This window comes from Schumannella soli (assembly GCF_006517435.1).
In the GTDB taxonomy this organism is placed as follows: Bacteria; Actinomycetota; Actinomycetes; order Actinomycetales; family Microbacteriaceae; genus Schumannella; species Schumannella soli.
Genome location: NZ_VHQG01000005.1, coordinates 351,658 through 364,887, shown reverse-complemented (window position 1 = coordinate 364,887; position 13,230 = coordinate 351,658). Strand labels below are relative to the sequence as shown.

Genomic DNA, 13,230 nt, shown 5'->3' with positions numbered 1-13,230 from the left:
CGGCCAGGCTAGGCCGCGCGGGCGGGCTTGGCCAGGGGTGTCGGAGCGCGTCGACGGGGCGACGACGGGACGCGCGCTGACCGTGTGAGATGTCGGCGGACTGGGCGTGCCCCGCGCGCGCATGCGGCTGAGATGCAATCGGCGATGTCGGTGGTTCATGCGGCGTAAAGCGGCCGTGACCGGCGGTTCTGATCTCGCATCCTGTCCCGGTGAATGTCGGTGGCGCCTGTCACGGTGTGGGTATGGAGAAGCCCCCGACGATCCCCGACAGCGATGGTGCACCCGCCGCGCTCGAGGCGCTGGTCGTCGAGGTGCAGGATGCCGCGAGTCGTGTCGCAGCGGCAGAGGTCGCGCAGGTGCGGGCGCTGGCTCGCGCGGGGCAGCACGCCGACCGTGAGGCGGCGGGGTCGCGGGCGAGCGTGAAGGCGCACGACATGGCACTCCGGGCGGTCGCGGCCGAGCTCGGCGGGGTGCTGCGACTCTCGGATCGCACCGTGCAGGCGCGCATCGGCGACGCCCGCGAGATGGTCGAGCACTACCCGAACGCCCTGGATGCGTGGGAGGCGGGCCTGATCAGCCGCGGTCACGTGAACGTCATCGTCGCCACAGGACGGGTCGTGCCGGTCGAGCGGCGGGCCGAGTTCGAGACCGAAGCCCTCGACCGCAGCCTGTACGACACCCCGAACCGGGTGCGGGCCGGGCTCGAGATCTACGCCGAGCAGCTCGCCGCACGAACCCTCACCGAACGACACACCGAGGCCGCCCGGTCACGGTGCGTGCGCGTGTACCCCGGACGGGACGGGATGTGCGATCTCGTCGCCACGGTCCCGACGGTGATCGGCGACGCGATCCTCGACCGCCTCACCCGCATGGGACAGACCGTCAAAGACGCCCGCGACCTGAGCGCCGCCGACGACGCCGCCACCGCCGAGCCCGACCGGCGCGGGATCGACCAGATCCGCGCCGACGTGTTCGCCGATCTGCTGCTCGCCGGGACACCCGCACTCGACCCGACACGGCACGGCGACCGGGAAGGTGCGCTCGGCGCGATCCGCGCTCAGGTGCAGGTCGTCGTCCCCGCGCTCGCACTCGTCGGTCACGACGAGAACCCCGCCGACCTGATCGGACGCTCCCCGATCGACGCTGGCACCGCGCGCCGCCTCGCCCGCAACGCGCCCACGCTCACCCGCATGCTCACCGACCCCGCCTCCGGCACCGTGATCGCCGTCGACACCTACCGACCCGCCTGGGCGCAACGCCGGCACCTGCGCGCCCGCGACCAGCACTGCCGCTTCCCCGGATGCCGCACCGCCGCCATCCGCTGCGAACTCGACCACACCCACGACCACGCCCTCGGCGGCCCCACCGCCCTCAGCAACCTCGCCCACCTCTGCCAACGCCACCACTCCATGAAGCAATTCACCGGATGGACCGTGCGGCAGCTCCCGGGCGGCGTTCTGGAGTGGACCTCCGAGACCGGACGGATCTACCGCGAGAACGCACCGATCCCCGCAGTGGCATTCACTCCCACGACGACGACCACCTCGCCGACACCGCCGGCCCAACCCGACCCACCGGACCTCGTCGACTCGCCCGATCCGCCGACCCCACCCGAGAGCCGCACCCCACCCGAACCGCCCGACGTCGCAGCCGCGACATCGATCCTGCATATCCCGATCGACCCCGACCCGGACGCTCTCGACCGCTTCTTCGAGCTGCTCGAGATCGACCTCGGCGTCGCACTCGACCCCGCACCCTTCTGATCGACCGCGCGCGCTCGAACGCGTCGCCAGCGCGCCCCTGGTCCCCCTGGTCCCCCTGGTCGCGAGCGTGCCAGCCGGCCCTCAGGACGGCCCCGACCAGACGCCCACCGAACTGCGCGACCCGCGAGCGAGCGCTTCTCACCGCGCCGTCCACCTGCGCGATGTCGGCGCGCCCGCGCGGATGCCCGGCGCGTCCTCGGACGAGCCGAGCCGGGCTTCCGCCTCGTCCACTCAGCCGAGCTCGATCGAGCCCTTCTCGTCGGCGCGCGGACGCGGGATGAACGCCGCGACGATCACGCAGACCACCGCCGCCCCGAGCCCCAGCACGAGCGTGAGCAGGAATCCGCCCTCGCTCGGCCCGGTGACCCCGCCGACGGTCGTGACCGACTGGGCGAGGATCGCGCCGGCGACGGCCGAGGCGATGCTCGTGCCGAGCGAGCGCATGAGCGCGTTGAGCCCGTTCGCCGCACCGGTCTCGTGCGCGGGCACGGCCTGCATGATGAGTGCGGGCATCGCCGCGTAGCCCATGCCGACGCCCACGCCGAGCACGATGTTGACGAGAAGGATCTGCCACGCCTCGGCGTGGAACAGCAGCGCCAGACCGTAGGCGAGCGCGAGCACGGCGGCGCCGATGATGAGCAGCGGCTTCGGGCCCCAGCGCCGCTCGACCCGACCGGCGACCGGCGACATGGCCATCATCGCGAGGCCCGAGGGGGCGAGGATGAGCGCCGCGACCGTGAGGGTCAGGCCGAGCCCGATGCCGGTCGCCCGCGGCAGCTCGAGCAGCTGCGGCAGCACCACGTTCGACGCGAAGAGCGCGAAGCCCATCGCGACCGAGGCGAGGTTTGTCAGCAGCACCGGTCCGCGCACGCTGACGCGCAGGTCGACGAGCGGGTCCTTCACGCGCAGCTCGATCACACCCCAGATCAGCAGCACGACCACGCCGCCGATCAGCAGGGTCAGGGTGCGCGCATCCCCCCAGCCCCATTCGCCGCCGCGCGAGACCGCGATGAGCACCCCGACGAGACCGAGCGCGAGGCCGATGATGCCGACGACGTCGATGCGACCCGGCGTGCGCTGCGTGCTCGCCGGCACGAGCAGGGCGTAGGCGGCGAAGGCGAGCAGGGCGATGCCGGCGGCGACCCAGAACAGCGCGTGCCAGTCGAGGTTCTCGGCGACGACGGCGCTGAGCGGCAGCCCGAGCGCGCCGCCGACGCCGAGCGTGGCGCTGACGAGGGCGATGCCCGAGCCCAGCTTCCTCGACGGCAGCACGTCGCGCAGGATCGAGATGCCGAGCGGGATCACGCCCGCCGCCATGCCCTGCAGCACGCGCGCGACGATCATCGTGCCGACGTCGTTCGAGAGCGCGGCGACGATCGCGCCGATCGCCTGCAGCAGCAGGAGGACCATCGCGACGCGGCGCTTGCCGAACATGTCGCCGAGGCGCCCGGCGACCGGGGTGCAGACCGCGGCCGCGACGAGCGTCGCCGTGATGACCCACGCCGTGTTGTCGCTCGTGGTGTTCAGCAGCCGCGGCAGCTCGCCCTGGATCGGGATCAGGATCGTCTGCATGAACGACGCCCCGAGGCCCGCGAAGGCGAGCACGGCGAGGATCCCGTTCGGGTGGCGCTGACGCGCGCTCGCACCTCCGCCTCCGTCCGCTCCGCCGCCGTCGGCGGCAGCCAGGGGGATGTCCTGGGTCGGGGTCTGGGTCATCGCTCGGGTGTCCTTCTCTTCCGTTCGTCCGATCGCGAGACGCGCGTGGGGCGTGACCGCGATGTCGCGTGAGACGCCGTCTCATTCGACGGACACCGTATCACCTTGTAGACTCCACATCATGACCAACGAGGTGCGCGATCGCAGTCGCGAGATCCTCCGCGCCGAGTTCGCCGACGCCGCGGCCACGTTCTGCGCCGAGAACGGCTTCGACGAGGTCACCGTCGACGAGATCGCTCACGGCATCGGCGTCTCGCGCGCGACCTTCTTCCGCTACTTCGCGTCGAAAGAGGATGCGGTGGTCTCCGCCTCGCGCGGATCGGCCGGCGCCTACGCGCGTCGCGTCGCCGAGACGCCCGCCGAGCCGGGCACCGCAGCGTGGGCGCAGCTGCGCGCCGCGGCCGAGTCGATGGTCGCCGCCTCCGAGGCGCGCGGCGATGTCACCCGGGCGCGCATCCGCATGATCACCGACGTGCCCGCGCTCAAGGGACGCCTCGCCTGGGAGCGCCGCAGCGAGCAGTCAGCCCTGGCCGACGTGCTGCGCGAGCGCCTCGGAGACGACCGCGCCGCCCGCGCGCTCGCGGCCGCCGCGGTCTCGGCCGCCGATCTCGCCTGGCAGGAGTGGGCCCGCACCCCGGGCTCGCGGCTCAGCCCCCTGCTCGACGCCTACTTCGCCGCGTTCGGCGGACTGGCGGAGATCACGCTCGACTGAGCGCGGGCGTGGGTGTGGGCGCGAGCAGGACGCCGGCGCTCAGCGACGCCCGCGGCGGAAGAACTCGTTCGCTCCGCCGACGTAAGCCAGCACGATCGCGAGGATGTAGAAGGCGAGCGTGAACCACGAGGTGCCCTCGCCGTTCGAGCCGTTGCCGACGGCGCCGATGATCGCGAGCACGCCGATGATGGTGAGCAGGATGCGCGCCCAGTTGCGCCCCTGCGCGAACTTCACGAGCACGGCGATCTGCACGACCGCGATCACGAGGGCGACGATCGCGCCGACGATGATGAACCCGGTGGCGCCCGAGCCGCCGACCGCGGCCGCAGCGCCCGCGGCACCGAGCCCGACGAAGGCGATGATCGATCCGATGATGCCGAGGATCGCGGCGAGCACCCAGAGGATGAGCGAGGCGGTGACGGTGCCGGGACGGTTCATGGTGCGCTCCTTCGCGGGCCATGACGGCGGAGTGCGGCCCGACCCGAGCCGACCGTAGCGGCGGGATGCGGCGCGGACGCACACCGTCCAGTGCCTACCCAGGTAGTCGGAGCGGGCCGGCGAACGAAACCAGAAACAACCCTTTTCATAAACAAGGTTGGCTGTTACTGTCGCCGCATGAACGATGCAGCGTCGGCCGCGATCCCGGGCCAGCCCGGCCAGCCCCGCCTCCTGCGCCAGCTCAACGATCGCACCGCGCTGACCCTGCTGCTCGACCGCGGCCCGCTCAGCCGCAACGAGATCGCGAACCTCACCGGGCTCAGCAAACCGACCGCCGCGGAGATCATCCGCCGCCTCGAGACCGCCGGCGTCATCGTCGAGGCCCCGGAGGCCTCGCCCAGCGGACGCCGCGGGCCGAACGCCGCGCGCTACGCCGTCGACGTGAGCTCGACGATCGCGGTCGCGATCGACATCCAGCTGGTGGATGTGCGGTCGACCGTCGTCGACGCGACCGGCTCCGCGCATCCCCTCGTCGCCTACCGCATGTCGCCCGACGAGGCCCGCGCTGACGCCGCTGACATCATCGAGGCCGCGATCGTGCGCGCTGCGGAGGCCGCCGGCATCGACCCCGACGACGTGACCGCCGCAGCGGTCGGCGTGCAGGCCTCGGTCGACCACGCCAGCGACAGCCTGATCTTCACCGACGTGCCGGGCGGCTGGCCGCGCGACCGCGTCGCCGAGACCCTGTCGAACGCGCTCGGGCTGCGGGTCGTGCTCGAGAACGACGCGAACCTCGCGGCGATCGCCGAGCGCCGCATCGGCGTCGGCCGCGCGAGCAGCTCGTTCGCGCTGTTCTGGGTCGCCGAGGGAATCGGCCTCGCCCTCGACATCGGCGGACGAGTGCACTCCGGCGCCTCGGGCGCCGCGGGCGAGACCGGCTACCTCAGCGCCCCGCGCGACAGCGTGACGCTCGAGCCCGCCGCCGACACCGTCGCCGACCTGATCAGCGAGGATGCGGTCGTGCGGCTCGCCCTCGCCCACGGTGTGCTCGAGACGAGCGAGACGGCCGCCGACCAGGCCCCCGACCACGACGTCTGGCTGGCCGTGCTGGAGCGGATGCCGCACCTGGAGGAGCGGCATCCCTTCCTGCTGGCTCTCGGCGAGCGCCTCGGCCACAACGTGCTGCCCGCGCTCGCGGTGGCCGACCCCGAGACGGTCATCGTGCACGGTCCCGTCGGCGTCGCCGGCGGCGCCGCACTCGCCGCCGCGACGACGGCCTGGCTGCGCACGCGCACCCGCTGGGCGACCGCCGTCGTCGCGCCCGGAGTCGAGGTCGCGCCCGCCCTGCGCGGCGCCGGCTTCGTGCTCGTCGACCTTGTGCGCGAGGCGCTCGCGGCCCGCGCCATCGACGGGCCCGGCGACGGCCCCGTCGCCCGCGCCACGGCGAGCGCCGCACCCACGGCGAGCGCTGCGCCCGCGCCGAGCACGACGGACTCCAGCGGCTAGACCTCCCCACCGGATCGACCCCGCCCACCACCGCACACCGCCCACCACCGCACACCGCTCCACCGCCGCGTGACCCACCCGGCGGCCTCGGGCGCGCCTCCTCGGCGCGCTCGGACACCGCTCCGCCACCGCACCGACCGCATCCACCACAGCTCCCCGACGAAAGCGAGACCGAGATGCCCGCACGCAGCACCCGCGCAGTCCGCAGCACCGCATCCCGCACCACCGCGCCCGTCCGCGCCACGGCCCGCCGTCGGCTCGCCGCCGCCCTCGCGCTGACCGCGGCCACCGCGACCCTCATCGCCGGCTGCACCTCCGGTGGCGGCGGCGCGATCGACAAGACCGCCCCGGCGCACCTGAAGGGCACCGTCTCGCTCTGGCACTTCTTCACCGACCGCGAGGCGAAGGTCGTGCAGACCGCGATCGACGGCTTCGAGAAGGCGAACCCGGATGTGACGGTCACGATCCACGCGGGGCAGGACGACGAGAAGCTGCAGAAGGCGATCTCGTCGGGCCAGTCGATCGACGTCGGCCTCTCGTACACGACCGCGATCGTCGGCAGCTTCTGCTCATCGGGAGCCTTCCGCGACCTCGGCCCGTACGTGAAGCGCGACAAGGTCGACCTCGGCGACATCCCGCAGGCGGAGCGCGACTACACCGAGTACAAGGGCACCCGCTGCACGCTGCCGGTGCTCGCCGACGTCAGCGCGCTCATGTACAACAAGGCCCAGTTCGCGGCCGCCGGCATCGCCGCGCCGCCGAAGACCCTCGACGAGCTCAAGGCGGATGCGCTGAAGCTCACGACCTACAACGCCGACGGCTCGATCAAGACGCTCGGCTTCAATCCGCTCATCGACTTCTACGAGAACTCGCCCGAGCACTGGTCGCCGATGATCGACGGGCAGTGGCTCGCGAAAGACGGCAGCAGCCTGATCGGTCAGTCGGAGGGATGGAAGAAGCTCCTCACCTGGCAGAAGGACTTCGTCGACGAGATCGGCTACGACAAGCTGCGCGCCTTCACCTCGGGCCTCGGGCAGGAGTTCTCGGCCGACAACGCCTTCCAGACCGGCCAGGTCGCGATGCAGATCGACGGCGAGTACCGCAGCGCGTTCATCGCCGACCAGGCGCCCGACCTCGACTACGGCACCGCCCCGACGCCCGTGCTCGACGGGATCGGCCACTACGGCGCGAGCTACGTGGCGGGCAACGTCGCCGGCATCGCGAAGGGCTCGAAGAACCCCGAGCTCGCCTGGGCGCTGCTGAAGTACCTCGCGACCGACACCGACACGCAGGTCGCCCTCGCCAACGGGCTCAAGAACACCCCGACGCTGACCTCGGCGCTCACCTCGCCGAAGCTCGAGGTGGATGAGAACTACCGCACCTTCGTCGACGCGGCCGCGAACGAGCACACGCTCACCTCGCCGGCGACGACCGACGGCGCCGCCTACCTGAAGACGTTCCAGGATGCGTGGAACGACTACCAGGAGCACGGCGGCGACCTGACGAAGATCCTGAAGAAGGTCGACGCCGACATCGACGCCGCGAACCAGCTGGCGGGGCCGTGAGCACGGCGACGCTCGCGGCCGGGGCGACGGCGACGGCGACGCCGTCGGCCTCGCGCCGTCAGCGCACGAGCCCCGACGCGCGGCGCCGCCGCGTCGCGCTGGTCATGCTCGCACCCGCGCTGCTCGGTCTCGCGATCTTCTTCGTCTACCCGCTGATCGCGTCGATCTTCTACTCCTTCACCCGCTACAACCAGCTGCAGGATCCCGAGTTCGTCGGCCTGCTCAACTACCGCTACCTGTTCACGCAGGATCCGCAGATCGCGGCCGCGGTGACGAACACGCTCTGGTTCGTCGTGATCCTCGTGCCGGTGCGCATCGTCTTCGCTCTGCTGGTCGCGGGCCTGCTCGCCCGGGCCCGGGCGGCGAGCGGCTTCTGGCGCACGCTGTTCTACCTGCCGGCGCTCGTGCCGCCGGTCGCGAGCGTGGTCGCCTTCGTGTTCCTGTTCAACCCGGGCACGGGTCCGGTCAACCAGATCCTGCGCGCCGTCGGCATCCCGGGACCGCTGTGGTTCAACGATCCGAACTGGTCGAAGCCGTCGCTCGTCATCCTCGGCGTCTGGGTCATGGGCGACATGATGATCATCTTCCTGGCGGCCCTGCTCGAGGTGCCCCGCGACCTGTATGAGGCGGCTTCGCTGGATGGCGCGAGCGGCATCCAGCAGGTGCGGCACATCACGCTGCCGACGATCTCTCCCGTGATCGGCTTCTCGGTCGTGACCGGCGTGATCGCGGCGCTGCAGTACTTCACCGAGGCGGCCGTCGCGTCAGGGGTCGCGTCGGGCAAGGCCACGGTCGGCGGCGGTACCGGATCGGGGCTCGGCTATCCGGGAACGTCGCTGCTGACCTACACGCAGCTGCTCTACACCCGCGGCTTCACGAGCTTCCAGTTCGGCTACGCCTCGGCGATGGCCGTCGTGCTCTTCGTCATCACGGCCGTGCTGCTCGTGCTGACGATGCGCCGCATCTCGATCTTCCGCGCCGAGGAGAGCTGACGATGACCGTCTCCGTCGGAATGACCCGTCGACGCCCCTCGCGCCTCCTCACCTGGATCGCCGAGCACACCCTGCTCGTGACGATCGGCGTGCTCACGATCGCGCCCATCGTGTTCGTGATCTCGACCTCGCTCATGAGCAGTCGACAGGCGCTCACCGCGACGCTCGTGCCGAACCCGGTCGACTTCTCGAGCTACATCCGCGTCTTCACCGAGCTGCCGCTCGGGCAGTGGTTCGGCAACGCGGCGCTCTATGCCGTGCTCGCGACCGTGTTCATGCTCGTGTCGAGCGTGCCGGCGGCGTACGCGCTGGCGCAGATCCGCTTCCGGGGCGCGAACCTCATCTTCACGGCGATCATCGTCGCGATGCTGCTGCCGCCGCAGGTGACCGCCGTGCCCGTCTACGTGATGTGGTCGCAGCTGCACCTGACGGGCACGCTGTGGCCGCTCATCCTGCCGAACCTGCTCGGCGACGCGTTCAGCATCTTCCTGCTGCGGCAGTTCTTCCTCACGATCCCGAAGGAGTACGGGGATGCCGCTCGTCTCGACAGCACCGGCGAGTGGGGCGTGCTCACCCGCGTCGTCGTGCCGATGGCGCGACCGGGAATCGCCTCGGCCGCGATCTTCCTGTTCTTCCACTCGTGGAACGACTACTACGGACCACTGCTCTACACGTCCGAGAACCCGGCCGCCTGGCCGGTCAGCTACGGGCTCGCGACATTCCGCGGGCAGCACGGCACCGACTGGTCGATGACGATGGCGATGACCGTCGTGATCATGATCCCGGTCGTCGTCATCTTCTTCTTCGCACAGAAGGCATTCGTCGAGGGCATCGCGCTCACCGGCGTGAAGGGATAGCAATGAAGCTCGCTGTCGTCGGTGGAGGATCCACCTACACCCCCGAACTCGTGGACGGCTTCGCGCGCCTGCGCGACCAGCTGCCGGTCGACGAGCTCTGGCTCATCGACCCCGACCCGCGGCGTCGCGAGCTCGTCGGCGGCGTCGCGCAGCGGATGTTCGCGCACGCCGGGCACCCCGGCACGATCCACGTCACCGACGACCTGGTCGCGGGCGTCTCGGATGCCGACGCGGTCATGTTCCAGCTGCGCATCGGCGGGCAGGATGCGCGCCAGCAGGACGAGACGTGGCCGCACGAGGTCTGCTGCATCGGCCAGGAGACGACCGGGCCGGGCGGTTTCGCGAAGGCGCTGCGCACCGTGCCGGTCATCCTCGAGGCCGCGGAGCTCGTGCGTCGGCACGCGAAGCCCGACGCCTGGATCGTCGACTTCACGAACCCGGTCGGCATCGTGACCCGTGCCCTGCTCGAGGCGGGCCACCGCGCCGTCGGGCTCTGCAACGTCGCGATCGGGTTCCAGCGCCGCTTCGCCGGCCAGTTCGACGTCGCCCCCGACCGCATCCGCCTCGACCACGTCGGCCTCAACCACCTCACCTGGGAGCGCGGCGTGCACCTGCGCGGCGACGACGGCGTGGAGCGCGACGTGCTGCCCGAGCTGCTTGGCGCCCGTCTCGACGAGACGGCCGAGAGCGTGGAGATGTCGCCGGCGCTGCTGCGCCTGCAGCAGGCGGTGCCCTCCTACTACCTGCGCTACTTCTACGACCACGACCTCGTGCTCGACGAGCAGAAGCACTCGCGCACCCGCGCCGAGGCCGTGCGCGAGACCGAGCAGGCGCTGCTCGAGCGCTACGCCGACCCGGCCGTCGTCGAGAAGCCGGCCGAGCTCGAGCAGCGCGGCGGGGCCTATTACTCAGAGGCGGCGATCGACGTGATCTCGTCGATCCTCGGCGACAAGGGCGACGTGCAGGCGCTCAACGTGCGCAACGACGGCACCTTCGACTTCCTGCCCGACGACCACGTGATCGAGGTGCCCGCCCGGGTCACGCGCGACGCGATCACCGCACTGCCGGTCGCTCCGCTGGATGCCGACATGGCCGGGCTCGTCGCCCACGTCGCCGGCTACGAGCGACTCGCGCTCGAGGCGGCCGTGCACGGCGGACGCGACCGGGTGCTGCGGGCGATGTGGGCGCATCCGCTCGTCGGCCAGGTCGACCGAGCCGAGAAGCTGACCGATCTGCTGCTCGCCGCGAACAAGGATCTGCTGCCGTGGGCTCGGTGAGCACTCCGTCGCCGGCCGACGGCGCCCTGCCGATCGTGCTCGCCGTCGACGGCGGCGGGTCGAAGACGGATGTCGTCGCGATCGACCTCGAGGGCCGCATCGTCGGACATGCCCGCGGCGAGGGCACGAACCCGCAGACGAAGACCTGGGCGAGCGCCCGGCCTACCCTGGATGCGCTGCGCACGGCGGCGCTGAGCGAGGCGTCGTCGACCGAGCGCGGCGAGCGCCGCATCCTCGCCACGCACGTCTACCTCGCCGGACTCGACCTCGCCGAGGAGCTCGACGAGGGCGCGCGCCTGCTCGCCCACTGGTCGAACGCCGACGGCTCCCCCGCCGTGGTCGACAACGACCTCTTCGCGCTGCTGCGCTCGGGCACGCTCTCGCCCGACGCGGCCGTGGTCGTCTGCGGCACGGGCATCAACGCCCTCGCGGTGCGCGCCGACGGAGCGACGGCGCGCTTCCCGGCACTCGGCGACATCTCGGGCGACTGGGGCGGCGGCTCGTACCTGGGCAACCGCGCGCTCTGGCACGCGGCCCGCGCCGCCGACGGCCGCGGACCGGCGACGAGCCTGATGGATGCGGTGCCCGCCGCCCTCGGGCTCGCCTCGGTCAGCGCCGTGACCGAAGCCTTCCACTTCGGCCGGCTGCCCGCCGAGGCGGTCAACCGGCTCAGCCCCGTGCTGCTGGATGCGGCGAGCGCCGGCGACGAGGTCGCTCGTGGCGTCGTCGACCAGCAGGCCGACGAGATCGTGCTCATGGCGACGGTCGCGCTGCGTCGGCTCGGGCTGCTCGAGCAGGCCGTCCCGGTCGTGCTCGGCGGCGGGGTGCTCGCCGCGCAGCATCCGCTGCTCACCGCCCGCATCGTGAGCGAGCTCGCCCGCCTCGCACCGCACGCGACCCCGGTCTGGGTCACCGCCCCGCCGATGCTCGGCGCCGGGCTCGCGGCGCTCGAGGCCGCCGGCGCCGCGCCCGAGGCACTCGCGCGATTCGAGCGCGAGGTGGGCGCGGGACTGCTTTCGACGACCACCTCGGTGAGCGCCGAGGGGACCAGAGAGAGGGAACAGGTATGAGAAAGCGCACCATCAGCGTGGCGGCACTGCTCGCCGGAGCGGCCGTCGCAGCCATCGTCGGATGCGCGGGCGCCGCCCCGTCGCTCGCCGCCGGATCGGATCTGGCGAGCCCCGACAAGAAGGAGATCGCGATGCAGCTGGTCTCCAGCGCCGAGAACTCGTCGCTCGACTGGAAGGCGCAGTACGCCTACCTCGAAGACATCGGCGACGGACGCGGCTACACGGGAGGCATAATCGGCTTCACCTCGGGCACGCACGACATGCTCGAATTGGTGCAGTACTACGCGTCGGTCGAGCCGGGCAATCCGCTGGAGCCGTTCATCCCGGCGCTCACCGACGTCGACGGCAGCGACTCGCACGCCGGACTCGGAGCGCCGTTCGAGGCCGCGTGGGCGTCGGCCGCCGACGACCCCGCCTTCACCGCCGCGCAGGACCACGAGCGCGACCGCGTCTACTTCGACCCCGCCGTGAACCAGGCGAAGGCCGACGGCCTCGGGGCGCTCGGCCAGTTCATTTACTACGACGCGATCGTGATGCACGGCCCCGGATCGCAGGAGCTCGCCTTCGGCGGCATCCGCACGACGGCCCTGCAGCGCGCGACCCCGCCGTCGCAGGGCGGCGACGAGACCGAGTACCTGGATGCGTTCCTCGACGCCCGCAAGGCGGCGATGCTCGCCGAGGAGGCGCACTCCGAGACGGGCCGCGTCGACACCGAGCAGCGCAAGTTCCTGCGCGAGGGCAACCTCGACCTGCACACCCCGCTGCAGTGGAGCGTCTACGGCGCCGACGACACCTACGAGATCGACTGATCCCGTCCGGTTGAAAATCGATCGGTCGCAGACTGTCGCCTGAATTCGTTCTCGGGGACAGTTTGCGACCGACTGCCAGCGCAGCTCGGCTCGGCTCGGCTCCGCTCGCAGAGTTCGGCGTCGGCATCCGCATCGGTCGAGCGCAAGCTGAGAAACGCTTCCAGGATGCGGCGCTCGCTCATACCGTCGCCGTCAGGAGGCAGACATGAGCAGCGACCTGAAGATCGGCGACCGGGTGTCATGGAGCACGTCGCAGGGGCGAACGCACGGGAAGGTCGTCGAGCGGAAGACGAAAGACTTCCAGTTCGACGGGCAGAAGTTCACCGCCTCCGCCGATGAGCCGGCCTTCCTCGTCGAGTCGGAGAAGACCGGCGCGAAGGCGGCTCACAAGGGGTCGGCGCTGCGCAGGCTCGCCGACTGAGCGGGGGCGCGGCGGCACGCTTCCTCGCCGGTGGCTCCCGCACGCCGACCATGTCCGTCGCCCGCAACTCGGGGCCGAGGGCGCCGGAGGCTGTCGCGCCGTCG

Annotated in this window: 12 protein-coding genes; 10 read left to right on the top strand and 2 right to left on the bottom strand. The window is 71.6% G+C overall.

Features of this window, described 5'->3' with window-relative positions; all coding sequences use genetic code 11:
- The first annotated feature begins 242 nt into the window (after positions 1–242).
- Positions 243–1,763 carry an HNH endonuclease signature motif containing protein gene (locus FJ657_RS16725; RefSeq protein ID WP_141164838.1) on the top strand — a complete coding sequence of 507 codons (1,521 nt, stop codon included), beginning with the start codon at positions 243–245 and terminating at the stop codon, positions 1,761–1,763.
- 231 nt (positions 1,764–1,994) lie between these two features.
- Here FJ657_RS16725 and FJ657_RS16720 read toward each other — a convergent pair whose 3' ends face one another.
- Positions 1,995–3,479, bottom strand: coding sequence for an MFS transporter (locus FJ657_RS16720; RefSeq protein WP_141164837.1), 1,485 nt, complete (start codon positions 3,477–3,479; stop codon positions 1,995–1,997).
- A 121-nt stretch (positions 3,480–3,600) separates the two neighbouring features.
- Between FJ657_RS16720 and FJ657_RS16715 the strand changes: the two genes are divergently transcribed.
- A complete protein-coding gene (locus FJ657_RS16715; RefSeq protein WP_181409025.1) occupies positions 3,601–4,191 on the top strand; it encodes a TetR family transcriptional regulator in 591 nt (196 codons plus the stop codon).
- A gap of 39 nt (positions 4,192–4,230) precedes the next feature.
- Here FJ657_RS16715 and FJ657_RS16710 read toward each other — a convergent pair whose 3' ends face one another.
- Positions 4,231–4,629, bottom strand: coding sequence for a hypothetical protein (locus FJ657_RS16710; protein WP_141164835.1), 399 nt, complete (start codon positions 4,627–4,629; stop codon positions 4,231–4,233).
- Positions 4,630–4,806: 177 nt separating this feature from the next.
- Between FJ657_RS16710 and FJ657_RS16705 the strand changes: the two genes are divergently transcribed.
- From FJ657_RS16705 to FJ657_RS16670, 8 genes are all read left to right on the top strand, one after another.
- Positions 4,807–6,135: an ROK family transcriptional regulator gene (locus FJ657_RS16705; RefSeq protein WP_141164834.1), complete on the top strand. Its 1,329-nt coding sequence runs from the start codon at positions 4,807–4,809 to the stop codon at positions 6,133–6,135.
- Between the two features lie 176 nt (positions 6,136–6,311).
- A complete protein-coding gene (locus FJ657_RS16700; protein WP_141164833.1) occupies positions 6,312–7,700 on the top strand; it encodes an extracellular solute-binding protein in 1,389 nt (462 codons plus the stop codon).
- Positions 7,697–8,692: a carbohydrate ABC transporter permease gene (locus FJ657_RS16695; protein WP_255447409.1), complete on the top strand. Its 996-nt coding sequence runs from the start codon at positions 7,697–7,699 to the stop codon at positions 8,690–8,692. Before FJ657_RS16700 ends, FJ657_RS16695 begins: the two co-directional genes overlap by 4 nt.
- 2 nt (positions 8,693–8,694) lie before the next feature.
- Positions 8,695–9,549, top strand: a complete 855-nt coding sequence (locus FJ657_RS16690) for a carbohydrate ABC transporter permease (protein ID WP_141164832.1) — start codon at positions 8,695–8,697, stop codon at positions 9,547–9,549.
- Between the two features lie 2 nt (positions 9,550–9,551).
- Complete coding sequence (locus FJ657_RS16685) at positions 9,552–10,826, top strand: 6-phospho-beta-glucosidase (RefSeq protein ID WP_141164831.1); 1,275 nt, start codon at positions 9,552–9,554, stop codon at positions 10,824–10,826.
- Positions 10,814–11,896 (top strand): N-acetylglucosamine kinase, encoded by a 1,083-nt coding sequence (locus FJ657_RS16680; protein ID WP_141164830.1) that lies wholly within the window; start codon positions 10,814–10,816, stop codon positions 11,894–11,896. The genes FJ657_RS16685 and FJ657_RS16680 overlap by 13 nt, the downstream gene beginning before the upstream one ends.
- On the top strand, positions 11,893–12,705 hold the full coding sequence (locus FJ657_RS16675) for a chitosanase (RefSeq protein ID WP_141164829.1): 813 nt from the start codon (positions 11,893–11,895) through the stop codon (positions 12,703–12,705). The genes FJ657_RS16680 and FJ657_RS16675 overlap by 4 nt, the downstream gene beginning before the upstream one ends.
- A gap of 205 nt (positions 12,706–12,910) precedes the next feature.
- A complete protein-coding gene (locus FJ657_RS16670) occupies positions 12,911–13,126 on the top strand; it encodes a hypervirulence associated TUDOR domain-containing protein (RefSeq protein WP_141164828.1) in 216 nt (71 codons plus the stop codon).
- Positions 13,127–13,230: the final 104 nt, after the last annotated feature.

What these genes read in the sequence shown, in the direction of transcription:
- FJ657_RS16725 (WP_141164838.1), top strand. Translation starts at nt 243, where the DNA reads ATGGAGAAGCCCCCGACGATCCCCGACAGCGATGGTGCACCCGCCGCG.
- FJ657_RS16720 (WP_141164837.1), bottom strand. Translation starts at nt 3,479, where the DNA reads ATGACCCAGACCCCGACCCAGGACATCCCCCTGGCTGCCGCCGACGGC.
- FJ657_RS16715 (WP_181409025.1), top strand. Translation starts at nt 3,601, where the DNA reads ATGACCAACGAGGTGCGCGATCGCAGTCGCGAGATCCTCCGCGCCGAG.
- FJ657_RS16710 (WP_141164835.1), bottom strand. Translation starts at nt 4,629, where the DNA reads ATGAACCGTCCCGGCACCGTCACCGCCTCGCTCATCCTCTGGGTGCTC.
- FJ657_RS16705 (WP_141164834.1), top strand. Translation starts at nt 4,807, where the DNA reads ATGAACGATGCAGCGTCGGCCGCGATCCCGGGCCAGCCCGGCCAGCCC.
- FJ657_RS16700 (WP_141164833.1), top strand. Translation starts at nt 6,312, where the DNA reads ATGCCCGCACGCAGCACCCGCGCAGTCCGCAGCACCGCATCCCGCACC.
- FJ657_RS16690 (WP_141164832.1), top strand. Translation starts at nt 8,695, where the DNA reads ATGACCGTCTCCGTCGGAATGACCCGTCGACGCCCCTCGCGCCTCCTC.
- FJ657_RS16685 (WP_141164831.1), top strand. Translation starts at nt 9,552, where the DNA reads ATGAAGCTCGCTGTCGTCGGTGGAGGATCCACCTACACCCCCGAACTC.
- FJ657_RS16675 (WP_141164829.1), top strand. Translation starts at nt 11,893, where the DNA reads ATGAGAAAGCGCACCATCAGCGTGGCGGCACTGCTCGCCGGAGCGGCC.
- FJ657_RS16670 (WP_141164828.1), top strand. Translation starts at nt 12,911, where the DNA reads ATGAGCAGCGACCTGAAGATCGGCGACCGGGTGTCATGGAGCACGTCG.